Origin of the sequence: Priestia sp. BR_2, from assembly GCF_041954005.1 — a bacterium.
Taxonomy (GTDB): Bacteria; Bacillota; Bacilli; order Paenibacillales; family Paenibacillaceae; genus Paenibacillus_AQ; species Paenibacillus_AQ lautus_A.
The window spans coordinates 1-17347 of record NZ_JAVFHM010000128.1 but is presented as its reverse complement, the minus strand read 5'-3'; the positions used below and the strand labels follow the sequence as shown (position 1 = coordinate 17347).

The 17347-nt window shown below is 41.8% G+C and carries 22 protein-coding genes; 5 read left to right on the top strand and 17 right to left on the bottom strand.

Annotation, left to right across the window (positions count from 1 at the left end):
- Positions 1 to 154: 154 nt before the first annotated feature.
- The gene (locus tag RB298_RS04700) at positions 155 to 874 is read left to right on the top strand and encodes a hypothetical protein (protein ID WP_486046059.1); all 720 of its coding nucleotides are present in this window, start codon (positions 155 to 157) and stop codon (positions 872 to 874) included.
- Between the two features lie 45 nt (positions 875 to 919).
- Here the strand turns inward: RB298_RS04700 and RB298_RS04695 are convergent, their stop codons facing one another.
- The 8 genes from RB298_RS04695 to RB298_RS04660 form a co-directional block, all read right to left on the bottom strand.
- On the bottom strand, positions 920 to 3169 hold the full coding sequence (locus tag RB298_RS04695) for an ATP-binding protein (protein ID WP_486046057.1): 2250 nt from the start codon (positions 3167 to 3169) through the stop codon (positions 920 to 922).
- Positions 3170 to 3212: 43 nt separating this feature from the next.
- Positions 3213 to 4034, bottom strand: coding sequence for a DNA adenine methylase (locus RB298_RS04690; RefSeq protein ID WP_486046055.1), 822 nt, complete (start codon positions 4032 to 4034; stop codon positions 3213 to 3215).
- Between the two features lie 2 nt (positions 4035 to 4036).
- On the bottom strand, positions 4037 to 4192 hold the full coding sequence (locus RB298_RS04685) for a hypothetical protein (RefSeq protein WP_486046053.1): 156 nt from the start codon (positions 4190 to 4192) through the stop codon (positions 4037 to 4039).
- A gap of 58 nt (positions 4193 to 4250) precedes the next feature.
- Positions 4251 to 4511, bottom strand: a complete 261-nt coding sequence (locus tag RB298_RS04680) for a hypothetical protein (protein ID WP_486046051.1) — start codon at positions 4509 to 4511, stop codon at positions 4251 to 4253.
- Positions 4508 to 4732, bottom strand: a complete 225-nt coding sequence (locus tag RB298_RS04675) for a hypothetical protein (protein WP_486046049.1) — start codon at positions 4730 to 4732, stop codon at positions 4508 to 4510. The genes RB298_RS04680 and RB298_RS04675 overlap by 4 nt, the downstream gene beginning before the upstream one ends.
- Positions 4733 to 4810: 78 nt before the next feature.
- Entirely contained in the window at positions 4811 to 5041 is a 231-nt protein-coding gene (locus RB298_RS04670; RefSeq protein ID WP_486046047.1) for a Spo0E family sporulation regulatory protein-aspartic acid phosphatase, read from the bottom strand.
- Positions 5042 to 5077: 36 nt separating this feature from the next.
- Positions 5078 to 5821, bottom strand: a complete 744-nt coding sequence (locus tag RB298_RS04665; protein WP_486046046.1) for an LPD29 domain-containing protein — start codon at positions 5819 to 5821, stop codon at positions 5078 to 5080.
- A gap of 52 nt (positions 5822 to 5873) precedes the next feature.
- A complete protein-coding gene (locus tag RB298_RS04660) occupies positions 5874 to 6143 on the bottom strand; it encodes a hypothetical protein (RefSeq protein WP_486046044.1) in 270 nt (89 codons plus the stop codon).
- Between the two features lie 1060 nt (positions 6144 to 7203).
- Here RB298_RS04660 and RB298_RS04655 point away from each other — a divergent pair.
- The 3 genes from RB298_RS04655 to RB298_RS04645 all read left to right on the top strand — a co-directional run bounded on the left by RB298_RS04655 (position 7204) and on the right by RB298_RS04645 (position 9978).
- On the top strand, positions 7204 to 7662 hold the full coding sequence (locus RB298_RS04655) for a hypothetical protein (RefSeq protein WP_486046042.1): 459 nt from the start codon (positions 7204 to 7206) through the stop codon (positions 7660 to 7662).
- A 336-nt stretch (positions 7663 to 7998) separates the two neighbouring features.
- A complete protein-coding gene (locus RB298_RS04650; RefSeq protein WP_486046040.1) occupies positions 7999 to 8457 on the top strand; it encodes a hypothetical protein in 459 nt (152 codons plus the stop codon).
- A gap of 453 nt (positions 8458 to 8910) precedes the next feature.
- On the top strand, positions 8911 to 9978 hold the full coding sequence (locus RB298_RS04645; protein ID WP_486046038.1) for a hypothetical protein: 1068 nt from the start codon (positions 8911 to 8913) through the stop codon (positions 9976 to 9978).
- Positions 9979 to 10030: 52 nt separating this feature from the next.
- Here the strand turns inward: RB298_RS04645 and RB298_RS04640 are convergent, their stop codons facing one another.
- The 4 genes from RB298_RS04640 to RB298_RS04625 all read right to left on the bottom strand — a co-directional run bounded on the left by RB298_RS04640 (position 10031) and on the right by RB298_RS04625 (position 12328).
- Entirely contained in the window at positions 10031 to 10741 is a 711-nt protein-coding gene (locus RB298_RS04640; RefSeq protein WP_486046036.1) for a copper amine oxidase N-terminal domain-containing protein, read from the bottom strand.
- A gap of 765 nt (positions 10742 to 11506) precedes the next feature.
- Entirely contained in the window at positions 11507 to 11683 is a 177-nt protein-coding gene (locus RB298_RS04635) for a hypothetical protein (RefSeq protein WP_486046034.1), read from the bottom strand.
- 12 nt (positions 11684 to 11695) lie between these two features.
- Positions 11696 to 12064: a hypothetical protein gene (locus RB298_RS04630; protein WP_486046032.1), complete on the bottom strand. Its 369-nt coding sequence runs from the start codon at positions 12062 to 12064 to the stop codon at positions 11696 to 11698.
- A gap of 48 nt (positions 12065 to 12112) precedes the next feature.
- Positions 12113 to 12328, bottom strand: a complete 216-nt coding sequence (locus RB298_RS04625; RefSeq protein WP_486046030.1) for a hypothetical protein — start codon at positions 12326 to 12328, stop codon at positions 12113 to 12115.
- 137 nt (positions 12329 to 12465) lie between these two features.
- Here RB298_RS04625 and RB298_RS04620 point away from each other — a divergent pair, with 137 nt between their 5' ends.
- Complete coding sequence (locus tag RB298_RS04620) at positions 12466 to 12690, top strand: YvrJ family protein (RefSeq protein ID WP_486046028.1); 225 nt, start codon at positions 12466 to 12468, stop codon at positions 12688 to 12690.
- Positions 12691 to 13066: 376 nt separating this feature from the next.
- On the opposite strand, the gene RB298_RS04615 is transcribed toward RB298_RS04620, so the two are convergent.
- The 5 genes from RB298_RS04615 to RB298_RS04595 form a co-directional block, all read right to left on the bottom strand.
- A complete protein-coding gene (locus RB298_RS04615) occupies positions 13067 to 14173 on the bottom strand; it encodes an ATPase (RefSeq protein ID WP_486046026.1) in 1107 nt (368 codons plus the stop codon).
- A complete protein-coding gene (locus RB298_RS04610; RefSeq protein ID WP_486046024.1) occupies positions 14133 to 14330 on the bottom strand; it encodes a hypothetical protein in 198 nt (65 codons plus the stop codon). Before RB298_RS04610 ends, RB298_RS04615 begins: the two co-directional genes overlap by 41 nt.
- A gap of 240 nt (positions 14331 to 14570) precedes the next feature.
- On the bottom strand, positions 14571 to 15659 hold the full coding sequence (locus RB298_RS04605; protein ID WP_486046022.1) for an adenine nucleotide alpha hydrolase family protein: 1089 nt from the start codon (positions 15657 to 15659) through the stop codon (positions 14571 to 14573).
- On the bottom strand, positions 15656 to 16762 hold the full coding sequence (locus tag RB298_RS04600) for a phosphoadenosine phosphosulfate reductase domain-containing protein (RefSeq protein WP_486046020.1): 1107 nt from the start codon (positions 16760 to 16762) through the stop codon (positions 15656 to 15658). The genes RB298_RS04605 and RB298_RS04600 overlap by 4 nt, the downstream gene beginning before the upstream one ends.
- 55 nt (positions 16763 to 16817) lie before the next feature.
- Entirely contained in the window at positions 16818 to 16961 is a 144-nt protein-coding gene (locus tag RB298_RS04595; RefSeq protein WP_486046018.1) for a hypothetical protein, read from the bottom strand.
- Positions 16962 to 17347 lie beyond the last annotated feature (386 nt).

Genomic DNA, 17347 nt, shown 5'->3' with positions numbered 1-17347 from the left:
AAACCGTCATATTACTCATCAAAATATCTATGTATAGTGTGTTACCGATACAGTTAACACTACATATTGTATTTTATACTAGCATCAACCTTAGTCATTTGCTATAATACCATTTGGGAACGGAAGTTCCTACATTTTATTTAGGAGTGATGCTATGAGGCAAAACTACAAGAAAAGAATCAAAATTCGTTTTGACGCTAAAGTTGAGAATTCTGTTCCCAGTGAAACGATTCAGTATAATATTCTGAGCAGAAGTTATGCTGAAAACCTAGATGATGCTAAAGAGGAATGGAAAATCGATTCTATCATAGATGAAACTTGTGAAGGCTTCTCCGATCATTGCCAATTATGTAATACCCCTCATTTAAAACACAACTTTGTACTACATAACACCAAGACAGGCCACACCTTAGCAGTCGGTTCAACCTGTATCATCCGTTTTAAAGTCATTAAAGGCGTAGTGGATGTTGAATCTGGTGTCACCCTCCTACAAAATTACGCCGATGAATACTACCTAAAAAATCAGATTCAGACATTGGCCAATGAAATGTTTGTTTTACGACCGGATGCACGTGTTAAGTTCCAGTTCGTTAAACAACTACGAAACTACATGTCTGCCAAAGCAGTAAACAACCCGTCTGATGAACAGTTGGGAGAACTCTTTTTCGGGCCCACCTGGAGTCAAAGGGTAAAGGATCCGTATGTACTTAATCGCATGAGAGATTTATGGTATAAACCAGGTTATATCGAAACGTCTAAACCGCAAAGAATCAAACCGCAAAGTAACCCTAAAGAAGGATCAACATTTGGTCATAAACGACGGACCAGAGTTGAGACCACACTTTCAAGATCAAAGGCATATAAAAACCATTAAAAGAAAAAAGCGCTGCGGATAGCAGCGCTTTTTTTCTCCATCTAATTAGGTATTAATGATATTATGAGCCAAATTACGGACCGGTTCATCCCATCGATGTAATGGATTCTCATCAAGTTTCTCAGATACAACACTTTGAATATCAATTTTAGCTTGTTCGATATCACCCCTAGCCTTGATTAGCTCGAGATCCACCAGCTGCTCATAAGAGTTTCGTTCGAGGATCTCTCTTCTTACACGTTCTCGGACGGCCTCAGCAGCACTTTCTTCAAATACAGCAGTGAGCACTTCATATGAAGGAATGACCTTCCCAACGCCGTGTTCGTGCATTTTATTTTCCAGCCATTCGATAAATTCAGGTGTACTCATAGCGTTTAATTCCACGCGGTTTTGCTGGAGCCAATCAGCCCATTCCCATGATACATAATCAGCAACCGGGCGCCGGCGAGACGTCTCATCAAATGACTCAACCTGAAGCCCCATCTCAATCGCTTCTTCCGGATCCAATCCGAGATTGATCACCTTCACTTTACGACCTGGCCTTGCACTCGTAGCCTCCTGCAGCGTTTCAAAAATCTTAGTCCCAGCTGCATCCGCATCATGCACACAGAAAAATTGGATCTCTTCATCCGTCTCACCCAAAAGGTCAAACAAATCCTTTACAGCCCTCGATGCATAACCCTTCGATGACAAAAGAGCACAATCATATTTTTCTGGAAATCCAACATCACGTAAGCTTGCAAAGTACCCTTCTTTTTCAATGAATATGATTTTATTAAATGTCCATCGCGGCCGATTATATTGCTGTACAGCTATGGTACCTAAAGGAATCTCTTCCCCTGTATGTGGATGATAAAGTGTACCGCGTGGATCTCGATACATCCCAGATATATCTCCATACTCAGCTTCATAGTCCGTGATAACCGCGCAGAAGTAATTATAATTAGGCTGTTTCCCCTCAAAAGCATCCATAATATAAGGCCGGATTGCATAATACAACTGTCGCTGACTGAATATATACTGGCCTCCCCCACTGGTCTTCTCAATGGCAGCATCCAAATTATCTACGATGATCTGTTTCTCGCTCCGACCTCCTGATAAATCGGTTAGATGTACCTTTCTAGCTTTTGACGCTGCCCGTTTCACTGCATCTTCGATCAATGTAGACATCATCCGAAAGTCCGGAGCTTTGCCGTCGCTTGTAATTGGCATATAAGGGGTTATGATATTGATAAAAAAACTTGCCGGGCGACTCCGCACATCAATGTATAACCCTCCACCCCAAAGTGTACTCGTAGCCTGTTTTGTACTGATATTAACATCCGCTGTTACAGGTGTTTTATTGACGCATATCGTCAATCCAGATTCATTGGAATCACTATCCCCTTTATGAATGCCAACCCAAGCTTCGACTACTACAGGGATTCGTGCATTGAACTTCCCTCGCCCGGAGCTCATCCAGAATTCCCCTGCTTTTTTAGAGTGCTCCATATGCATAAAACAGTCTCCAACTTCCCCTAACTTTTGTGGGACAGGAGTACGTATTTGATCACGCATCATCTCCAGTAAAAGCTCTGTATCTGCAAACGTGAACTGATCCGTTGAAGAGAGTAAAGTCCCGGCTTCGTGTTCCAATCGTTTAAGAATGTCATTAGCCTTGCGGCGGCTGCAGAATAATGAAACAAATGTATCGGTTGGCATATTCGCAGCATTCACCAGCTCATAGAAGGCTTCAGATGTGTACCAGTACGGTGAAGACAATCCGGAGAACATACTCCCATGTCTAGTGAAGGCAATTGCCGTCCTCCCCCAGGCAAGAGTATCCTGGTTCACTGGCATGCCCAGCTTTACAAGGATGGAAGTGCCCATATGGCTGTCAGAGCCGACCCACTCCTTTGTGCTGCTCCCATCTTCTTGTGGATGGATCTTATAAACTTGCCCTCGTGTAGCAACTACAAGGCTTCCACCCGTGGCTATTACGGAACCAGTTACCACGCGCAGTCCATTCCCAAGAGCACCACGACTCGGCAACCGAAGCAATTTAGATGAGATCATCGGTCGGTTGATCGAAAAATACTGTTCTATCCATTCCGGATCAATGCCGGCTCCTTGGTCTGTCACTCGAAAACTATGATCATCAACAAGCTCCAATTGACAGTCACCAGTAGCATCCAGAGCATTGTCCACCAATTCCTTTACGACAAGCAAGGGTATAAACTGCCGGTGCACACCGGCCTTCTGACAAAGAGTCTCTATGCTGCGAAATAACTTCCAATCTTCACGAACTAATTGCATATGTCATCCCCCTAGATAATAAATGTTCTCCAAGCTGCGCTGTTCAGGCGCTAAATTTTCGTTGAATTCGCTCAATTTTCGGATACTTATAAATCGATTCAATAAAATCGGCATCGTCATAACATAGCAAGATATCTGCACAAGGGAACCCCTTGTGCAGCTCGTCCAGCAGGAACTGCAACTCCAGGTGATCTTCTTCTTCGTAAAAGTACCGATACAGGTTCTTTCCCTGATGATAATAAGGAGGGTCCAAAAAAATAGTTGTTCGATTCCCCCAGTACTCCTCCTCGATGACCTCTAATGCATCTTGATTCAACACGGTATACCGATGACTCATCTCATGAATCAACCGAATACGCCGGCATAAATCACTGGGATTCCATCGGGATAAAAGCTTGGTTCGATCGCCTCGAATCCCCCCCAAAGGATTGGCTTTATAAATCCCTGAAAAAGCAAGTCGGTTAACTACAAGCAAACTCCAAGCAGCATCAAACAAATCACAACCGGCATACCCTGACTTGATAATCTGTCTAGCGCTTATAAAGTCATCATGAGTAGGCTCATGATTCTGAATCTCCAGGATTAGAGCATCTGGGAAATCCTGAATCAAACGAAACAAAGAATAGACTCCAAAATCATAATCATTTAATACCAGGTTCTTTACTACTCCGCTATAAAGCAAAGCTAGTTCAACGCTGCCACCGCCTGCATAAGGGCTGACAAGCCTTTCGGATTTAACAGGGTTAATCTTCTGATAAATGTAATCCGCAATCTTGCTTTTTCCACCTGGATAGCGTATCAAGGAAAGTCGTTTATTAAGGGAACACTTTGGCATTTTCACATTTTCTGAAGAGCCTTGTTCCATGATCAGAGTGAATCGGTGCCAATTGGCATCCGGACTAAAAAAATTGTATCCATCACAGTAACCGCACCAATACCTCCACCATTCGGATCAAGCTCATCACCATCAAAAGGCTCATCACAATATCTGCAGCGTACCTCCAAACCAGTGAAGTCTATCATGAATGATCCTCCTTTTCAGTTCATCATATCTAATCAATTTCAAACCCAAAGAAATTATTTAAGCTTCTGCCGGATCCGTTCGGTCCGGCTTAAAAGCACGAATAGTTAGAGCGATGATAAGAGCCAAAAAAGTTATGCCGGCTATCATCATAAAGAGCACGATCATGTCCATGATCTTCATTTGAAACGCCACCAGCTCATCCACCGGCAGTTTATTCTTCTTCGAAAGGGCAATCATTTGCTGAAACAAAGTTACCGTTGAAAATTCCATTAGCATAAAGAACACACCGACCAAAATAGCAACTTTTCTCAGTTTCATCCTTGAATCCTCCCTATTTGTACTTGACCATCAGAGCCTGGATAAATAAACGAACAACCCTTGGATTGAACCGGCCTGTGATATTCAAAAGCCATTTCCGTTACGACATCCGCATCATCTGCCTCTATGTCCAGGCGCCCTGCATTATAAATAGCCGTAGCGATTACACCAAAAAATAAAATAAAACCAATTAAGTTCCACAAAGCCTCATTAGTGAACATTGAATACACTCTCCCCTGTTTGATAAGATTAGGGGGCGTACAGCCTGCGAAGTTATACGCATCCCCCATTAGAGCCGATTACTTTTTAGTAGTCGGCTCTTTGGCTTTTGCCTGAAGCAGCTGCCTCTTTAGCTTCATAAAACGAAGAATCAATTGATCCAAAGTCTGAGAAAGTGAGACTACATCCTGATGTATGGGTTCGAGTCTGCATGCCAGCTGTTCGAGTTCGCTGCGCCGCGTTTCAAGCAATTCGGAAACTTGCTTCAGTTCATTCTCGATGGATAACATCTTTTCGGATGATTTACTCATCTTTCATCACCAAACCCTTTCCTATTTGGACTGGAATCAGTTACTGCAGATTTCCTCAGCAACCATTTCAAAAAGCTGATCAATATCCGCGCCCTCAAATGACAACTCAGTCAGATCCTCTTTCTCGATGAAGAGCTGCAGCGTCTTCAGCTTTAATCGCTGAACGGGGGTTAACCGATCTACAGGCTTTTGAATGGGAAACTGCAAAACCTTAGCAAGCTTTTTACCAGCAAGCTCATCCAAGGGCCGAAGCATCTCAATAGTAGGTTTGATTTCAGGGGTCGAGATATTGGGCTTCTTTCGGTTATCTATCACTGGCTTCGAATCCAACAGAAGATCAGGACAATCCCGGGGGGACACACCGTATAAGAGACCTCTTCGAATCAAATCTCGTTCCACTTCATAGCGTTCGGATACATTAAGATCTCCCCATTGAGAACCTTGGGTTTCTAATTCTCGAAAGAGAATGGACTTCCGCTCATCTGACAATGACCGGCTCGTGGAAAGAAACTCGGGCCCGAGAAAATGCTGCCCCTTCCACTCATAACCCGTAGCCTTTTTATAATCCGTCACACACAACACGCGGGTATAACTTTCAAACCGATTCAGAACGCGTTCCACCTCGATCGTTAACGGTCCATCCGTCCAGGTGACGTAAACACTGTCATATGAACTCCGCATCGAAAACTTAACGCCAGGAAAAACGATTTTGAGTGCTTCAGCAATATGCTTCTTTGCTTCCTTACCTGAGATATTTAACATTTCAACCGTTTGTGACATATCATCAATCCCCTTTACCTTTTCATTGGATGGAATCAGAAAATCTGATTGGTTAAGCAAACTCTTGAATGTAGGCTTTCGCCAAAAACTTCAAATAATCATGAAACGTCTTGTGACTCCTATGATGGAAATCCATCTTCACCAAAACCTGTTGAATTTTACGTTGAGAGTCTGAATCCGTGTGGTGAATGATGTATTCGATGACAACCGATGTTTCCATAATGTGAATTTGTCCTTCGTGCTCGATCGTGTAGATCTCATCCTCTAGCTTCTTTTCATCGAAAAACGTTTCAAACCAAGTAGAAAGCGAGGTCTCTTTCATGTATGTTTTCCTCCTTATGGATATTGGGATTGGGGCCTAACCCCTTATCCGGCTTCGAGGGCCGGTCTAGCCTTAGCGGCGATGAGCGCGGTGTTTAAAGGTTTGTGAACAGAGATCTGACTTGCGTAGTTGCTGCTGAGTATGGAGTTTTCAAAGAGCAATTTATCCGTGTGTCGTAGCCGTCATAGCCACGGTAAATCATGCAGGTTCCAGGAAGGCAAAGGTCTGCCCGGAGGGCTGAAAAAAGTTTTTGGCGAAATCCCAAAAAGTTTTTTCACCTTTGCCTGGAGGGGTTCTGGATGATTGGCTATCATGACGGATACGACACGCCCACGGATGATTGCGGAAAAAACGAGAGAAACAGTCGCCATCGCATAACTAGGATCTGTTCGCTAACCTTCAATTTCTGCATCTTCGAAACATCAAAAAAAGAGCCTCCGCATGTGGAGGCTCCGGTCGTACAGGTATGGCTTTTAAAAGGCTTCGGAACGCAAAGGAGGATGAGAAGGGAAATGGAATCTACAGGCTCTTGGCAGCTTGCTGCGTAGAGCCTGTGAGTCGCTTTCCCTGCCCGACTGAACGAACGGGGGGATTAGTGGTAGTACAAGCGAAAGTGGCACTCTCACACTTAGATGGAAATATATATGTATGCTCTCCAAGTCTCATATTGCAATAATTTCTATGCTTGTTATGTCTACCGGGCTTGGCGTCTTCATATCAAAAGTATCTATAATGTATATCGCTTATTAGAGTAAATAACCCACACATTTTTGATCTTGCCATCCTCTCCTTATAAAATATCCAAAGCCATATAACCGCATTCTTTATAACTTATCTTAATCCCTGTTCGTCGCTATTCCTCCAACCATCTGTATACACCAAAAAAAACAATAAAATTGTGAATATTATATTGCGTAACGATACGCTATATAATATAATGAAAACAAGTTAGAGGAACTAAATAATCAAATAAGTTGAGGGATACAACTTATTCTCTGATTATTATCCCTTTAGTATCGGTCTAACTAAAAAACAATTCTTATCTTGGAGGTTGATTATAATGGCAGATGTTCGAGAATATTGGGATAATACAATTTTTACGCTCAATGAAGCTTATGTTACGCGAAAAGTACAACATGAAATATTCAAGGCTGCACGTGACCGTCTAAGTCAGGACCAGTTCAAGGCTAATCTTGATCGAATTGCCGGTATTGGTGCTGTATATGGCCTTTTTGGTGCAGCTTCTGTTCCGCTCCTTGCAGCAGGGGTTATAGGAATTATTGCAGGGGGTTGGACTAATGATTACGTTAAGCAAACTGCTGAAGAAGGGTACGTTGGTTTAGGCGATATCGAATACTGGTTGCGAGATTATCCAGCATACGATGCTGTTGAATACGAGGTTGCATGGCTTGAGTACACTGTTACCACTTCCTATGGACGCCAAGTTATTCGCTACCCTCAACGTGTTGGAAGATGCCTTCGTGCTCGCAGAAATGGTGTTTGGATTAGTCAGACCTAAAAAATGTCAATATAACAATAGTAAACCTGGCCCCTGTACATTGGGGCCAGGTATTTATTTTTAATAACATTCAAGTAATTCCCATTCCCTATATATCACCTTACCCGTTTAAATTACAAATCATCGATCTACCCAGGAACTGGCTAATTGATCAGGAATAAATAATTATATAATGTTTGTCATAATTTAATAAAAATGAATAATTTGGTTTTTACTTTCTTATATATATGTTAAAATCAATTTAATTTACAGTAATAGGTATTTAAAATGGAGGTAAAAAATGACGACTACACAAATTGTAAAGAACGATAAAAACTATGAAAGCTTCTTATCATTATGAAGAAAAAAAAGTATTGGTACATAGCTCTAATCTTAATTCTGTTGATTGTTGTTGCTGGAATCACTATGTCCATAATCCAGTCCAAATCTTCATTTAAAGAACTTGTTCTCGATCATATAAAGGACACTCAAGAGATCAATTATATTAATATAGTTAAAAACTATAGTGAGCCTGATGAAAAAGAAATACGAATAACTGATGAATCAACGATACATGATATTATAAATAGTTTTTCTGATCTGAAATTAAAAAGTACAAGAAATACCCAAAATCCAGATACAACATACGAAATCAGAATTAATGCTGACCTCAGCAACAACTTCACTATACTTTTAACAAATAAGAATAATATACGTATCCATAGTACAATTCACAAAAACAAGAAATATCAGAGTTGGTATAAGCTTGATAAAGAATATAATTTTAGTTTGATTGAGGATTTATTAAATAAGTAGCAATTGTTATCGTAATGGAACAAGTTAATTGAAAATTTCGCTTTTTTGAATCATTTCTAACAAAAATGATTTAGCTTTCTAGAACTATTGTCATAAAGGATGGAATGAGAAATTAAGCTGCCAGCTCATCAACTACCGGCAGCTTATTTTTTGTGTAAAAAATCTTATTACTACAAAGCGTCTTTGAAAACTAGTTTCTCCCCAGGCTATTTCTATCATATATCAAAGAGGCAATATTCTCCTCCATTTTCCGGTAAATTCATATAACAACGAAAAAAATATTGCGTAACGACACGCTATATAATATAATCGATTTAGGTTAGAGATTTTCTTGTATAATTCAGTGAGGGATACGCTTGAGTTATATTTATCCCAGAAAAACTCCGACTCATTATAATGCGTAACGATACGGTATATAACAAATTATAATACACTATTATTGGAGGGTTAATTATGCCAAAAATACCAACATGTACGACAAATGTAAAATCTGCCGTGACCATCCCGAATGTAGCACCTTCGTTAAGTCTCTACGGCCAAAGAAACAACACACGTCGGTTCTTAATGTCTGACAACCCGGAATCAGTATATACAAACAACTTTACGAACGGAACCGCTACTCTTTGGCATGATTCCGTTTCTGGTCAAACAACAGTTTACTACCGCGTATACGTATGGCATGTGAATAAAACCGGAGCACCCATGAAATTCGGTGTAACGATTGGAAACGCTGGCGCGAGTCCAATTACCGTTTCTAATCTTCAACACTGTGTTGCATTAACAACCAACTATATTGGACAAGGGCAGTGTACAGCAGCTTCACTTGTCGGTTCTTCTTTGACGAGTGACACCATCATTGACACATCGGTTGCCGCTGGTAAAGTCGGATTGATCCAAGAATGGACCGTTCCAAAAGATCAAATTGTTGGCGGCGCACTTGAATTTCAAATCTCCTCTTCCGCAGCAATGTCTTACAAAGTGCGTACCGTTGCTTCGACCAATACAACCACAAATTTGAGAACCATTCAAAATGGACCGGCAAATCCAAATAGTGATCACCCACGTGGATCCTGGCCGTTCTCCAATATTACTGGTTTTGCTAATTCAACATTCTCTCAAAATATCACATACGACTTAGGAAGTGGGAATAAAGCGTATGCGATCAACAACAATGTAAATGATAATATTATGGTTAAAAAGGACAGCTATGACCTAGACAATGCAGTAGAATCGAACAAGGGACACTACGGAGTTGTATATAAAACCCCTATTACACTTAGAAACCCAACCACCACTGATCGAACCGTTAATATTTATCTTACAGGGCGAGGCGGAAGTTACGGTGGAGCCGTAAGGTGGAATAACGGTACAACCTACAAAGTACCGAAACTCGAGTCAAGCACACAAGGGGTTCTGATTGCAACAGTAACAGTGCCAAAGGGAACAAGTGTGAACCATGAAATTTATACATCCACTGCCGGATCCCTAAGCACTCCTGCTGCCATTGTATGTATCTCGTAATAAAGAAGGTTTCCAAGAAGTATATATGCTTCTTGGAAACCTTTTTCACTTTCTAGCCTTCATCTTTGAATGTCAGACCAGGGAAAACCGTGTACGATGAAAGGCCCTTCGCTGATCTATCAATTTTCTTAATTAGATATTCATCCACTTTCGATGGTTTCGGGGTTACATCAATATCCCATGTATTTTCAACTGGTGAAGAGAGACCAACATAAGTTACGAATTTAACACGTACTTTATACTCGCCTCTACCCTCCACTGTACCCGTCTTTTTCGCATCAATGATATCATGATCTAATAAGGAAGGATAATTTCCGCCTACAGGAACATAAACTCCTGGGGCAATGAATGTCTTATCAAAACCTTCAACAACAAGGCTCTTAACCAATTCTTCATCCTGGCCATCGTACCCTAGAATAAACTGGTCAATCACTCTCTTGACCGCAGCCCACTCCTCACCATACGTATCATTGAGGGATTGATTCCAAACATCATTTACTGCTGGAGCATTAGAAGTCCCTTGTTTGATGGAGACTGTCTGTGTTTTGGAATCCCATGAGACATTGGCCCCAAGCGCCTTAGAAATGGTGCTGATTGGTACCATTACTCGGCCATTTACATTCTTAGGAGCAACATCGGTCGCGATATTCTCCCCATTTACAACGATTTTAATTTTACCAGATCCAAAAGCGTATGCTCCACCCAGTACCAACGAAATACTAAGCGCTACGACCGAGATCGAGAAAATTTTTTTGTTTTTCACTAACAATACCTCCTACAAATGATCTGTATTAATATAAACGCACGACATGTTCAATTTGTTGCCAAAAAAGTAAAAAACTATTTATATTCAATTACCCATTTCCCTACATCCCTATGCACCAACAAGAAAATATCTCATCCTCTTTTCCCTCCAGCCATTCACACTTACTTAGAGTGAACGAAAAAAGTGCTTAATATAGCGTCCTAATTAACATAGATAGCTAAATATTTGGGCAATGGAAATTATATCCTCTAAATGTATTCCGTTACGTAACGCAATATGATATAATCGTTTCACATACAAAAAAGTAATATAATTGCAAAAATGTAACCGAATAATCTGAAACAATTTATCAAGATGAGTCGTAAAAAATATACAATAGAGGAAACTATATCCTTAACATGAGAACATATGTTTGGTATAATTAACAAGCCTAGTCTAGATTAAACAAAAGGGGGCGTGTACATATGGTAATTAACCAAGGCAAATTCTCTACTAATCAATCCGATTTCTTGACACCACCTCGTCTATCAACTGAGCTCCACCTACATATCATGGATATAATGGAATCAAGTCCTACCTCTAATTTCTTCTGCAGGATCAGTGAGAACTATCCAAATAGGCTCATTTATTTAGTAGAAGAAAATCAATTGGAATCGTATACAATGTGCCACATTTTTTCATTTGATGATATTGGAAATGAATATTCTTATCAGACCGTAACAAAAGAACAGATAGCTTTCATAGAAAGCTATCTGAAAGAGCTTAATTTTGCTTAGAGGATCCTTTTTGTTCTTGCATGACACGTTCATATTCTTCTTCAATCGTTTTCGAGAGCAGGTCTGTAGCTGTCATGTTAAGCTTCTTGGCAGCTTCAGCCAATTGCTTTTTTATATAAGCCGGAACATCATAGTGAAACTTCACCTTATTACCGTAAGCCAATGCCTTCTCCTCCTATTGACCCATAACTTCTTGGTATTTTTTCTCGATGATACGTATTAGCAGTTGCGTTGCGGACATGTCCTGTAAAGCAGCTGCTTCAATCAGCTTTTCTTTGATCTCCGGTTGGAATTCATACGGCAATTTAAGTTTAGGCTCAACCATACGACCATCTAATGTTCGTTCAGCTTCTATAGCAAGTTCTACCAACAAATCCAACGGTGAATCATGTGAAGCTTCTCTCCCATACTTAGGAAGTACGCGAATTAAGTATTGTTTAAGGGCATGTTGATTTTCTTCAGGAATTTCAATACTTAAGCCATCATTATTGACCTTGATTTCGCAATCCACATTATAGCCAAAAAGGTTAATCATGTACTTCATACGAACCCTCCTTATCGCTGTTGTTATTATATAGTGAAACGTTACGTACTACAATATATCTTCTGCTTTCTTTTGCTCGATTCTCAATAATTCTGTAAATATCCCATTGCCCTTAGCCTTATAGTTTGCTAACAGCCCCAGCGTAGCCATAACAACCAATTGAGACTGGGATAAACCAGTCTGATTGGACATATGTTCCAATTCACTTTTCGCAAGATCAGGAAGATAAACCGTCAACCTAGGGGGCTTTTCTTTACTAATCATTCATGCTTCCTCCTAAATATAAAACATATCTTTTATGTCATTATAACACATATTTTATGCTATGTCTTTAATTATATAGCGCAACGTAACGTAATATATTAGAATATATTTATCGAATACAGAAAGGAGGTGCTTTTATGGAATTCGAGGCCTTTGTACAACTCATTGGAAATGTTGGATTTCCAATCGCATTATCCCTTATCCTACTGCAAACGATACTGGTCAAATTCAATAAACAAATGGATACGTTGGAAAAACGGCTAGGGCAACTGGATAAAACGATGAATTTGTTAGTCCGAACAGTTTATCAGAGCAGTACACCAAAAACCCCTTCAGGCCAGGAACAAAATCAAGATCAATAAAGTTAGACGTTAATTTTAAAATAACAAATAAGGAGATGGTAATCTTAACTAGGAAGAGAATTGGTGATCATTAATAGGCTGGCCTAATGTAAAGGCCAGCCTCGACTTTATACTCAAAAATCTTCCAAAACCCTAAGTTAACGGGGAACTCCACACAAAAATCATCAAAAAATCACCGTGATCCCAAAGCTTCATACTTGGAAAGGTACCTGCAGGCAAGGAAAAAGTCCGAGTCTCAAGTGGTTGAATCTTCTCAGCATTTACCTCACACCCACTATCAAAGGTGGCTGGGTGAATCCGAACCTCTCTACCGGTATCATTAAAAAAATCAAATCTCATACGACACCCCTTCTCGAAGTAGAATCCTGAATAACCTCTAACGTTCCATACTAGGTGATTGATACACGTCCTTCTGTTGAACTTGGGACATGGTTTGGTGCAGCTCACGTTTGGATAATTCATTACCAACAGCCATCACCTGTTTGGTACATTCTTTCAGTGCTTTATCCAGTAGCTCCGCAAGAGAAACGGTAGATGCAATTGAAGCCTTAATTACATTCATCTCGGCCGGACCAGGAATACGATTCTGGATGATTTTAATATCGCGGTTAACCGAGTTTTGACGCTGTACGACTTTCTCAAGCTCATGTTTGTTTGGCTGCCGGATCTTATCGATCATCGTTTTTGGTTTTAAGGCCTCATAGCGCTTGTCCAGATCTGCTTTACGAGCCTCTAATTTCGATAATTCATGTTGGGCCCTGATCGGACTTTCAAGTTCGTATAGTTCTTTCCGCACTTCCTTCAGCTGCTGCGAAAGATTTTGCTGTTCGTTTTGCAACTCTTTATGTACTTCCTTTAACCCCTTATTCCATTCATTCATCGCCGACTTCGCCCATGCGGTCATTTCATTTGCAGGCGCTTGATACTTCGTCAGTCCACGGTAAACCTCGGCTTGAATTTGGTACACCTTCGAATTATCAAACAAATAAGAATGGTCTGCCAAACGCATAGCCTTCGGAAGATTCTCAAGTGAAGTCACATATCGCCGCCGAATATCTTCTTCAGGAATGTGGTGGCCTCCCTTAGCTACACGTTGAGCTACACGCTCGATATGAAGATTCACATTATCAAGGCCTACATAATACAAATTGATCTTAAATCCGGCTTGTTTTGCAAGCTCCATTTGCCTTATTGCATTCTGCCCACCCAAGGTCGTTTCGATCGAGAAAGACTTTCCGGATTGGATACAGTCCCGAACACGCTTCACAGCTTCACGTCCGGCAGCAAAATCGGCTTTGTTTTGGGGTAAATGACGATAACCTCTTGCAATTTCATCCGCATCGATGACAACCACATCTGGATTCCGATGTTTTAGAATGTTCGTCAACTCGGACTTACCTGCACCATTTGTGCCAGCAAAAACCGTCATCGATGGCCGGTCTTCAGGAGATAGGAGTTTCTTTGACATGGCCTCGTTCGTCATATGCCACCTCCGTTTTACGACCATCCGGATATTCACGAATGATCTTCCCATTCTCTGAATAGCTGAAGAACGTACCAGCTTCATGTGCCGATTTTCTGGCATTATCAGCTGCCAGGCGACCAATCTCTTCTAGTTCCTTTAATGATAATGGTTTCATCAAGACAAACCTCCATTCATAGCTTACCGTAGTTAGCAACTGAATAACTAACTTCATGATGTGAAAATGCAGGAACATATGTACCTCTATTATACCATGTAACATAGCTATCATTCCTCAAATAGAAGGGTCAAAATCAAATTTTGACCTACCTTCCGGCCGTAAGGCCGGCCCCGGCTGGCCGGGGAGGCTGCATGCGGCCGGACCGGACAGCCCGCGCGCTGAATACCGCCCTTGACCCTACTGGGGCCCTCCCTCGCATCCCCGATCTGCGCCGATCGGCATGACCCACTCTTTCATGATTAAATCATCCACACCGAATGATCGACTCAGCGTAAGATTAATCCAACCTGGTAACCGCGGATCCTCCAATGGCAAGACTTTCTCGAGCGCTCCTTTGGCTGCTTTTTCAATCAGGTTCATATCCACGTTGACGGTATGACCAATTTCGATTTCGGTATCCACGAATTGTTGAAAACGTTCAGCGGCGATATGCTGAATGGCCTTCCATTGATGTTTTGTAGAAAAAACACACCCCATACAAGACACTCGACCAAATCCAAGATAGTAGGCTGGATGCGGCATGATACTAAACGCTCGATGCAGCTCAAACATGTTATGTTTAGAACCATCTATGACTGGTCTCCAGTGGTGCACGATACGGGATTTTGTGCTGGATATATGTTTCTCCGCTTTATGATAATTCGCTCGGTTACCTCCCTCAGATCGGCGCTCACCGGTAATAAAGAGTATCTTTTTAGGATTCATCGGTGTCCCCTTCAAACGTGGAGTGTTACACAGCACGCGCCTAGCCGGATCCGATTTAGCGGCAGCACTACACCAACGGATCTGAAGGTCTGCACTCTGTGCTGGAAATTTACGCCTTGTACTCTTCTTGCCTTTGGTTGTTGGAAGGCGAACAATCTGACCATCTTCCTCATAGAATACATCCCCGGTCAAACGATTTTCGCGCATTAACTCCCCATATAGCCCCTGATCCCTCCATTGGTAATAAACCGGTACGCCAAAATACTTCCCTACACTCTCAATATACGATTCCGTACAAGGCCAGTCCCAAAATTCCCTGTACTGATCCCCATGCCCATCTACGCATTGGTGCCATAGCTCCAATTTAGATAAATCCAATCCCTGTTTAATAAGTTCGAAGAGACAGCCCATGGAGTCGGCACCGGCTGAAATATTTAAGATGACATGATCATACTCGTTTAATGGGAAAATCTCGATAGGATCCCCTGGCTTGATCTCCAGGGGCATGTCCATCGGGATACCGTCCAAGTCAAATACTAACTGCTCATCGACTGTACTCATGATGCGATCTCTCCTTTATTCGATGTGATGATATCTTGCCGTGCCGAGTACTTCTCTGTACCTTCCAATACAGAAACTTTATACTTTCCAAGTCTTCGTTCTTGAACCAGTTTCATATAGATCGAACGAAATCCGACTTTCTTCCACGGGTAGCCAATGATCTTTTCAGTTACGCACCACTCCTCTAACATTTGCGGATGCCGTTCACCCAAGATCTCAATCTCCTTGTTCGAAGCAAATGGGCAACCGGCGCATGCACAGCGCTTAACGTAATGGTAGACCTGGTTAAAGGGTGCTCGGACCCAGAATATCATTTCCCATATCTCTTCAATCGTAAATTCCAAGACCGGACGCTGTGTGTATCGAAGGATAAGATCATCCCTGGATTCATAGGGGAGTTGGGAGCGATTTTCAGATTCAGCCCATCTCTCGCCACATAACATGAGTGGCGCCGGCTGTTGGACTTCGATCGGCGTCTTATCCCGAAAACGTGCAATAGGTGGTATTTTGGCTCTCCCCTGTTTCCGTACTTGATCAAAGCCCTGCTCATCGAGATAATCCCGTTGCGGCAGCATCTTTAAATTTTTGGTGCAGTGCCGCCTCCCCATCATTGGCCAAAAGGGCATTCGCTCACGTAAAAGCCGATGGATCCCTTCGGTCTTCAGAGTCGTAATGGGAATACCAATCCATGATTCATAAATTGGATGAAAATCATAGGTTTCGGGCCACTCATCCTCCGTATCCGCAAATAGCATCATCAGTTGTTCCTTGTCATACTTCATCGCTGCCAAAATAGAAACAGCTTCACTGTCTTTGCCCAAACTAAAGGAAACACACACTTTTTGATTCGGGGATAAGTCCGGCAGTCGCTGCAAGCTCAAAATCATCTTATCCGCAAGATCTCCTGAGAGTTCACCGGCAGCTTTCGCATCCTGGATACGATACATCCATTCATCACAAGTATGATTTGGCATATGGTCAGAAGGGGTATACCCCTCCGGTACCGAGAATACAAAATGACTCTCTCCCACAGGCCCTTTACAGCTCATAACGAGTTCGTTGTTATCGTTAATTTCGAACAGTGCGGCGACTGGTTTTTTCATCCGTTCATCCCCCTAAAGTGTGAAATAAAAACATGTCCCGATGCGATCCTAGTTGTTATTCTTCGATAAAAGGGCCGGACACAAAGTCATCCGGGTCCCACGGCCAATCAATAAAGCTTTCTTCAACTTCGCTTGAAAGTTCGCTTTCAAAACCATGATCTTGTCTTGGATACAAAGCATCAAAGTCGTTATAGCTCATCGCTTCCCCTCCATCGCACCGTGGACGTATTGCAGTAGCTCACAATACTCTCCACTGAATTTTTTATACAATCGGCTTTAATAAACGGCTTCCCAGCAACCTGTATTCATGGCTGAGATAATCCGATTGATGTCCGCCTTAGTGCTGTGACTATTGGAACGTTTAGCTTGAATTTTTTTCAGAATACACTCGATCAAGACATTCACTCCCTATTTGGATTTAAACCCCTTAACATCCGGCTTCGTTTGCCGGTCTAGCCAAGCGGCGATGAGCGTTCTTTTGATTTTGGTTTGATGAGCAGTTTTCCATCTGCCGGTTAAGCGTTGGCGTATGTAGTTTTCAAAGAGCAAACATCCGTGTGTCGTAGCCGTCATAGCGCGTTTACC